10 protein-coding genes are annotated in these 7,234 nt (G+C 77.5%); 2 read left to right on the top strand and 8 right to left on the bottom strand.

The window, feature by feature from the left end:
- From DMH08_RS37395 to DMH08_RS37365, 7 genes are all read right to left on the bottom strand, one after another.
- On the bottom strand, window positions 1-1,145 hold a 1,145-nt coding region (locus tag DMH08_RS37395; protein WP_233618045.1), incomplete at its 3' end, for a complex I subunit 5 family protein.
- A gap of 11 nt (window positions 1,146-1,156) precedes the next feature.
- Window positions 1,157-1,510, bottom strand: a complete 354-nt coding sequence (locus tag DMH08_RS37390) for a sodium:proton antiporter (protein ID WP_026401770.1) — start codon at window positions 1,508-1,510, stop codon at window positions 1,157-1,159.
- Window positions 1,507-2,214 (bottom strand): MnhB domain-containing protein, encoded by a 708-nt coding sequence (locus DMH08_RS37385; RefSeq protein WP_125620951.1) that lies wholly within the window; start codon window positions 2,212-2,214, stop codon window positions 1,507-1,509. The genes DMH08_RS37390 and DMH08_RS37385 overlap by 4 nt, the downstream gene beginning before the upstream one ends.
- Window positions 2,211-2,585 carry a Na(+)/H(+) antiporter subunit B gene (locus DMH08_RS37380; protein WP_233618044.1) on the bottom strand — a complete coding sequence of 125 codons (375 nt, stop codon included), beginning with the start codon at window positions 2,583-2,585 and terminating at the stop codon, window positions 2,211-2,213. Before DMH08_RS37380 ends, DMH08_RS37385 begins: the two co-directional genes overlap by 4 nt.
- Window positions 2,582-2,947, bottom strand: coding sequence for a monovalent cation/H(+) antiporter subunit G (locus DMH08_RS37375; RefSeq protein ID WP_026401767.1), 366 nt, complete (start codon window positions 2,945-2,947; stop codon window positions 2,582-2,584). Before DMH08_RS37375 ends, DMH08_RS37380 begins: the two co-directional genes overlap by 4 nt.
- 16 nt (window positions 2,948-2,963) lie before the next feature.
- Window positions 2,964-3,233 (bottom strand): monovalent cation/H+ antiporter complex subunit F, encoded by a 270-nt coding sequence (locus tag DMH08_RS37370; RefSeq protein ID WP_051300478.1) that lies wholly within the window; start codon window positions 3,231-3,233, stop codon window positions 2,964-2,966.
- Window positions 3,230-3,778: a hypothetical protein gene (locus tag DMH08_RS37365; RefSeq protein ID WP_125620949.1), complete on the bottom strand. Its 549-nt coding sequence runs from the start codon at window positions 3,776-3,778 to the stop codon at window positions 3,230-3,232. The genes DMH08_RS37370 and DMH08_RS37365 overlap by 4 nt, the downstream gene beginning before the upstream one ends.
- A 181-nt stretch (window positions 3,779-3,959) precedes the next feature.
- Between DMH08_RS37365 and DMH08_RS37360 the strand changes: the two genes are divergently transcribed.
- The gene (locus DMH08_RS37360; RefSeq protein ID WP_125620947.1) at window positions 3,960-4,919 is read left to right on the top strand and encodes an LLM class F420-dependent oxidoreductase; all 960 of its coding nucleotides are present in this window, start codon (window positions 3,960-3,962) and stop codon (window positions 4,917-4,919) included.
- On the opposite strand, the gene DMH08_RS37355 is transcribed toward DMH08_RS37360, so the two are convergent.
- Window positions 4,880-5,800 carry a class I SAM-dependent methyltransferase gene (locus DMH08_RS37355; protein WP_125620945.1) on the bottom strand — a complete coding sequence of 307 codons (921 nt, stop codon included), beginning with the start codon at window positions 5,798-5,800 and terminating at the stop codon, window positions 4,880-4,882. The genes DMH08_RS37360 and DMH08_RS37355 overlap by 40 nt on opposite strands.
- Window positions 5,801-5,829: 29 nt before the next feature.
- Between DMH08_RS37355 and pdxR the strand changes: the two genes are divergently transcribed.
- Window positions 5,830-7,227 (top strand): MocR-like pyridoxine biosynthesis transcription factor PdxR, encoded by a 1,398-nt coding sequence (gene pdxR / locus DMH08_RS37350; RefSeq protein WP_125620943.1) that lies wholly within the window; start codon window positions 5,830-5,832, stop codon window positions 7,225-7,227.
- Window positions 7,228-7,234 lie beyond the last annotated feature (7 nt).

Below are 7,234 nucleotides of genomic sequence, written 5' to 3'. Positions count from 1 at the left end.
CCTGGCCGCCGGGGCCCTGCTGAACCGGCACGGCACCCTCGACGAGCACGACCTGCGCGGCCGCGGCCGCGCAGGTCGTGCTCGTCGAGGGTGCCGTGCCGGTTCAGCAGGGCCCCGGCGGCCAGGAACAGGGCGCCTTTGGCGGCGGCGTGCCCGGCCAGCGCGTAGGCGGTCCCGGCGACCGCGCCGGGGGAGGCGGCGGCGACGCCGACCAGCAGCAGCCCGGACTGGCTGATCGTCGAGTACGCCAGCAGCCGTTTCACCTGGGTCTGCAGGACGCACATGACGGCGCCCAGCAGCGCGGCGGCGGCGCCGAGCACGGCGACGCCGCCCAGCGGCACCGGCCCCCCGAACACGACGGTGTGGACGCGCGCGACCCCGTAGACGCCCAGTTCGACCATGACGCCGGAGAACAGCACGCAGACGGGGGTGGGGGCGACGGCGTGGGCGTCGGCGAGCCAGAAGTGGAACGGGAACGCGGCGGCCTTGACCAGGTAGCCGGTGCAGATCAGCACGAACGCCGCGGTGACCAGGGCGTCCCCGGGCGGCGCGCCGGCGAGGGCGCGTCCGGCGGCGGCCAGGCCGAGCTGCCCGGTGCGTCCGTACACCAGGGCGACGCCGGTGAGGGTGAGGTAGGCGCCCAGCGACACGATCAGCCCGAAGTTCACGGCGCCGTGGACGGTGTCGGGCTCCTCGGAGCGGTAGCCGGTGAGGCCGAGCGCGACGACGCCCGTCAGCTCGAAGAACATGAACTGGGTGAACAGGTCCCCGGCGAGGACGAACCCGCACATCGCGGCGAGCAGCAGCAGCATCAGCGTGTGGAAGATCGCGTGGACCTCGGCGAAGTACCGCCACGAGTACACCAGGGCCGCGGCGGTCAGCAGCGCGGCGGTGAGGGCGAGGGCGGCGGCGAGCGGGTCGGCGACCAGGGGGATGCCGACGCCGGTGGCGGGTCCCCAGCCGCCGAGCCACGCGACGCGGGTGCGGTCGGCGGCGCGGGCGAGGGTGAGGGCGGCCAGGGCGGCGACGGTGACCGCGGCGGCGAGGGCCGCGGCGTCCACGGCGGGCCGCGGCAGGCGGCGTCCGGCGGCGGCGGTGAGGGCGGCGGTCATGACGGGCACCGCGAGGATCAGCTGCAGGATCATGGGCGGGCCGGTCAGGGTTCCAGGGAGCGCAGTTCGCCGGGGTCCAGGGTGCCGCGGCGGTGGGCGATCTGGACGGCCAGGGCGAGCAGCAGCGCGGTGACGACGGCGCCGACGACGATGTCGGTGAGCGTCATGGCCTGCACGACGGGGTCGGTGACGGGCCGTCCGGCGGTCGGCGGCGGCCGGTCGGAGAACACCGGCGCGGTGGCGCCGTGCCGGTAGCCGATGGCCAGCAGCAGGACGTAGGTGCCGGACTGGGAGACCGACAGGCACACCACGGCGTGGACGAGGTCGCGGCTGGTGACGATGCCGTACAGGCCGATCAGCATGATGTACCCGGCGGTGAGGTGCGGCAGGTGGCTCACGTGCGCCCTCCTGTCCCGCCGGGTTCGGCGGGTTCGTGGACGAGGAGGGCCTGGGTGAAGAACTGGGCGATGAGCAAGACCAGGGCGCAGCCGACCTCGGCGGCGACGAGGGTGTTGAGCAGGGGGATCAGGCCGGCGGCGGCGAGGGCGACGCCGACGAACGCGGCGGCGGCCAGCGCCTCGACGGCCTCGAACAGCGGCAGGGGCCGCAGCCGCAGCAGCGCGGGGTAGTCCCCGGCCAGGTACAGCAGGTGGACGGCGGTGCCGAGGATGACGCCGCCCTGGAAGCCGCCGCCGGGGGACAGGTGCCCGTGCGCGACGACGTAGACGCCGACGACGAGGGTGGGCGGCAGCAGCAGGCGGCCGGTGGCGCGCAGCGCGTCGGGGACGTCGGCGGGCCCGTGCGCGGCGGTGTCGCCGGCGGCGGTCTCCTCGCGGCCGGAGGCGCGCAGCAGCACGAGGGCGGAGACGGCGGCGGCGAGCAGGATCAGTTCCTCGCCGACGGTGTCGAAGGCGCGCTGGTCGAAGGTGACCGACGCGACGGCGTTGGCGGTGCCCTGCTCGAGGGCCTGCCGGACGGCGCGGTCGGCGTAGGGGTGGAAGGGGCCGCCGAAGCCGGGCAGGCCGAGGACGGCGAGGGTGTAGAGGGCGGCGCATCCGGCGGCGCCGGCGGCGAACAGCAGGAGGCGGGCGCGGGGGCTCACCGGGGCCCGCCGTCCGCGCGGCGCCCGCCGGGCTCCCCGGCACCGCCGCCGGTGCCGTCGGTGCTTTCGGTGCTTTCGGTGTCGGGGTCGCCGTCGGTGGCGGGGCGGTGGCGGCGGGTGGCGTGCAGGGCCAGCACGACGATGAGGGGGACGACGACCGCGCCGACGCCGATCTGGGACATGGCGACGTCCGGGGCCTGGAGGATCACGAACAGCAGGCCGAGGACGAGGCCGTGCCCGGAGAACACGATCGCCTGCCGGACGGGGTCGCGGGTGAGCACGACGGCGGTGGCGGCGGCCGCCGCCAGCCCGAACCCGGTGACCAGCAGGACGTCGGCGAGGGCGCCGGTCAGGGCCGGTGCGGGCGTCACCGCGCGCTCCCGGTCCCGCCCGCGCCGGTCCCGCCCGTATCGGTCCCGCCCGTGCCGGTTTCGGCGGGGCCGGGCGGCGGTGCGTCGAGGCGGTGGACGGCCTGCCCGGCGATGAGCATCGCGGCGGGTCCGGTGCCGGCCAGCAGCAGCCCGATGACCGCGAGCTTGGCGACGTCGTGCCAGGACGACCAGGGCAGCAGCGCCAGCCCGGCGATCGTCGCCGGGACGGCCGCCACGGTGACGGGCGCGGACACGTGCAGCCGCGCGGCCGCGTCGCCGGTGGCGGCGAGGCGGAGCGCCGACAGCACCGCGACGGCGACTCCGGTCCAGGTCAGCGCGGCGGCGAGGGCGTCGAGGGTCATCGCGGGCCGTCTCCCTTCACAGCGTCCGGGCGAGGAACCGGGCGAACACCAGGGAGCCGGCCGCGGACAGCAGCGCCAGGACCAGCGCGACGTCCAGGTAGACGGGGCGCCCGTAGGCGGCGGCGAGCAGCGCCAGGACCAGGACGGTGAGGGGCCCGGCGGCCAGCAGGGCGGCGAGGCGGTCGGCGGGCCGTCCCCGCAGGAGGCCGGCCAGGACCGGCAGCAGCCCGCCGAGCAGCAGGACGGCGGCGGGCAGTGCGGCGGCGGTGATGCTCGCGGGGCTCACGGCGCCTCACCGCCGCCCGGCGTCCCGCCGTCGCGGCCGTCGGGGGCTGGCGGGGTCTCGGCGATGAGGCCGGTGCGGGCCAGGCGGCGCTCGAACGGTGACGGGCCGGGCTGGAGCCGGTGGACGTCCAGCAGGCCGCGGCCGGGATCGACGGCGCCGACGAGCCCGCCGGGGGAGAGCGACAGCAGCAGCGCCGCGGTGCCGCGCCCGGCCGGGCCGGGCGCGGTGCGCACCCGGTACCAGCGGCCGCCGGTCCCGCCGCGCGCCAGGACGAGCAGGGTGTCGGCGGCGATCTGCGGCGGCAGCCACGCCAGCGCGGCGGGCAGCCGGGCGGCCCAGCGCGGCCGCGGCCCGGCGCGACGGGCGTCGCCGCTGGACAGCACGCGCCGCGCGGCGATCCCGGCGGCGGCTCCGGCCGCCGCGGCGGCGGCGCCCACCGCGATCTCGGTGGCGGAGACCGTCGACACCAGCGCCAGGTATCCGGCCAGCAGCGCGGTCCACCAGGCGAGCGCCTCGGCGGCGGTCGTGGTGAGGGCTCTGGTCATGGCCTCCGCATACCCCGCCGGACGGTTCCAACCATGATCGGCCGCGGCCGCCGCCCGGTTCATCCGGGTTTGTACGGGACGTCCGGGGTAGGGCGCGCTACGGGCGTGCGCCGCCCGCCGGCGGGCCCGCCGGGGCGGCGAGGGGGAGGCGCCCGCAGGCACGCGTCCCGGGGAGGCGTCGATGGCGAGGTTCGGGTACTTCCTGTCGTGCGAGGAGCACGGGCCGGGGGAGCTGGTGCGGCAGGCGCGGCTGGCCGAGCGGGCCGGGTTCGACGCGCTGTGGATCTCCGACCACTTCCATCCCTGGGTGCAGGAGCAGGGGCAGGCGCCGTTCGTGTGGACGGTGATCGGTGCGATCGCGGAGGCGACGTCGCTGCCGATCGGCACCGCGGTCACCTGCCCGCTGGTGCGCACGCACCCGGCGGTGGTCGCGCAGGCCGCGGCGACGTCCGCGGTGCTGACCGGGGGGCGGTTCTTCCTCGGCGTCGGCACCGGGGAGCTGCTCAACGAGCACATCGTCGACTCGCGGTGGCCGCCCGCGGCCACGCGGCGGGAGATGCTGGAGGAGGCGATCGAGGTGATGCGGCGGCTGTTCACCGGCCGCCTGGTCACCCACCGCGGGGAGCACTACAGCGTGGACACCGCCCGGCTCTACACGCTGCCGGACGAGCCTCCGCCGATCTACGTGTCGGGGTTCGGGGCCAAGGCGGCGACGCTGGCGGGCCGGGTCGGGGACGGGTTCATGTCCATGATGCCGGACCCGGACCTGGCGTCGGCGTTCCGCGACGCGGGCGGCCTGGGCAAGCCGGTGCAGGGCGGGCTGAAGGCGTGCTGGGGCGCCGACGCCGGTGCGGCGCTGCGGACGGCGCACCGGCTGTGGGCGAGCGACTACATCCCGGGGGAGGCCGGCCAGCTGCTGCCGCTGCCGCGCCAGTTCGAGCAGCTGACGGGGCTGGTGACCGAGGAGATGGTGGCCGAGCGGGTGCCGTGCGGCCCGGATCCGCGGGTGCACGCGCGGGCGCTGCGCGAGTACGTCGACGCGGGGTACGACGACGTGTTCGTCCAGCAGATCGGGCCGGAGCAGGACGGGTTCTTCGACTTCTACGCCCGTGAGGTGCTGCCGCTGGTGCGCGCGTCCTGACCGGCGACGCCGCCGGGGGCGCCGCCGGGAGCGGCGTCCGGACGGGCGGGGTTGACGGCGGTGGCCTTGAAGAAGGTGTAGTGGAAGGCGCCGTCGGGTCCGGCGGTGCGCCGCAGCCCGTCGATGCCGTCCCGCCACTGGCCCGGCGTGGCCAGCCCGGCCGCCAGGGCCTCGTCGCGGACGGAGCCGACCATGGCGGTGAAGGTGTCGTGGATGAACCCCTGGACGAGCGCGGGCCGCGACGCGTCCACGTACACGGTGCGGGGCCCGACGTGCACCCGCCCGTATCCGGCGGCGCGCACGAGCGGGTGCAGGCGCCGCCCGATCAGCGCGTCGCCGCCCTTGGCGGCCTGCAGCGCGACCAGGTGGCCGATCAGGGTGCGGGCGGGGGCGCTGTCGGGGTGGAAGAACGCCGACCCGTGGTCGCCCTCGATCACGGTGAGGGTGCCGCCGGGGCGCAGCACGCGCCGCAGCCCGGCCAGCGCCGCGACCGGGTCGGGCAGGTGCTCCAGGACGAAGCAGACGAACAGGTGGTCGAACTCGCCGTCGGCGAACGGCAGGTCGTGCAGGTCGGCGCGCACCCAGGTCGCCCGCGCCCCGGGTCGGGCGGCGGTGACGCGGGCGCGGGCCCGCGCCAGCGACTCGGCGGACACGTCGACGCAGGTCAGCTCCGCGCCGGGGCTGCCGTCGATCAGGTGGAGGGTCTGGGCGCCGACGCCGCAGCCGACCTCCAGGACCCGGGAGCCGGCCGGGTAGCGGGTGCCGCCGTGCAGCAGCTCGGCGAGGGCGTCGGCCTGCTCGCCGAGCCGCCGCGCCTCGCGGTCGGTGTATCCGTGGACGTAGCCGGTCTCGCCGGCCCCGCCGGTCGCGGTGGTTTCCATGGGGTCCACCCTGGCGCCACAATGGCCCGGTGAACAGGTCCAATGGGGATGCCGACGACAGGTCCATAACGGGGGATGCGGCGGCGCCGGGGCCCGGCGCGGCGGGCGCGGCGGGCGCGGACTTCCTGCAGCTCGACGTCCGTGACGCGCCCCGCGGGGGACGGGCGGACTGGCTGGCCGGACGGCTCCGCGACGCCATCGCCGACGGCCGCCTGCCCGTCGGCGCGCGCCTCCCCGCGACCCGCACGCTGGCCGCCGACCTGCGGGTCTCGCGCGGCGTGGTCACCGAGGCGTACCGGCGGCTGGTCGACGACGGCCACGTCGCCGGGCGCGGCCGCGCGGGCACCGTCGTCGTCGCCGCGCCCGTCGTCGCCGCGCCCGCCCGCGTCGACCTGTCACCCGGCCTGCCCGACCTCACCGCCTTCCCCCGCGCCGCGTGGCTGCGCGCCGAACGCGCCGTCCTGGCGACGCTGCCCGCGTCCGGCCTCGGCTACGGCGACCCCCGCGGCGCACCCGAACTGCGCACGGCCGTTGCGTCCTGGCTGGCCCGCAACCGGGGCGTGCGCGCCGACCCCGCCGACATCGTCGTCACCGCCGGCACCGCGCAGGTCATCGGGCTGCTGGCCCGCGTCCTGCACGACGCCGGCGCGGGCACCGTCGCCTTCGAGGACCCCGGATCGCTCGGCACCCGCCAGCACCTGGACTACTGGGGCACCGCGCACCCGCCCGTCCCCGTCGACGCCGACGGGATCCGCGTGGACCTGCTGCGCGCGTCCGGCGCCCCCGCCGTCCTGCTCACCCCCGCCCACCAGTTCCCCACCGGCGCCGTCCTGTCGGGCCCCCGCCGCCGCGCGCTGATGGACTGGGCCCGCGACGGCGGGCTGATCATCGAGGACGACTACGACGCCGAGCACCGCTACGACCGGCCGCCCGTCCCGGCGCTGCGCTCCATGCTCGCCGACCGCGTCTTCTACGCCGGCAGCGTCTCCAAGCTGCTGGCGCCCGCGCTGCGCACCGGTTGGCTGCTGGCGCCGCCCGCCCACCGCGACGCCGTCGTGGACGCCAAACGCTGCGCCGACCTGGGCGGCGCGGTGCTGCCGCAGCTGGTGCTGGCGCGCCTGATGGACTCCGGGGAGCTGGAGCGGCAGCTGCGGTTCCTGCGCCGCCGGCACCGGGCGCGCCGCGACGCGATGATCCGCGCGATCGCCGAGCACCTGCCCGCCGCGACCGTCCACGGCGCCGCCGCCGGGCTGCACCTGACCGTCACCCTCGCCGCCGGGGACGACGAGGGCGGGGCGATCGACCGGGCCGTGGCGGCCGCCGCGCTGGACCGGGGCGTCAAGGCCCACCCGCTGTCGTGGCACTGCCAGCGCCCCCACCCGCCCGGCCTCGTCCTCGGCTACGCCGCCGGGGTCCCGGCGGCGTAGCCGAGGA

The organism is Actinomadura sp. WAC 06369 (assembly GCF_003947565.1).
Lineage (GTDB): Bacteria > Actinomycetota > Actinomycetes > Streptosporangiales > Streptosporangiaceae > Spirillospora > Spirillospora rifamycini.
Note: the sequence above shows the minus strand (reverse complement) of the source record. Positions and strands in the feature narration are given on the sequence as shown.

What these genes read in the sequence shown, in the direction of transcription:
- DMH08_RS37375 (WP_026401767.1), bottom strand. Translation starts at nt 2,947, where the DNA reads ATGACCCTCGACGCCCTCGCCGCCGCGCTGACCTGGACCGGAGTCGCC.
- DMH08_RS37365 (WP_125620949.1), bottom strand. Translation starts at nt 3,778, where the DNA reads ATGACCAGAGCCCTCACCACGACCGCCGCCGAGGCGCTCGCCTGGTGG.
- DMH08_RS37360 (WP_125620947.1), top strand. Translation starts at nt 3,960, where the DNA reads ATGGCGAGGTTCGGGTACTTCCTGTCGTGCGAGGAGCACGGGCCGGGG.
- DMH08_RS37355 (WP_125620945.1), bottom strand. Translation starts at nt 5,800, where the DNA reads ATGGAAACCACCGCGACCGGCGGGGCCGGCGAGACCGGCTACGTCCAC.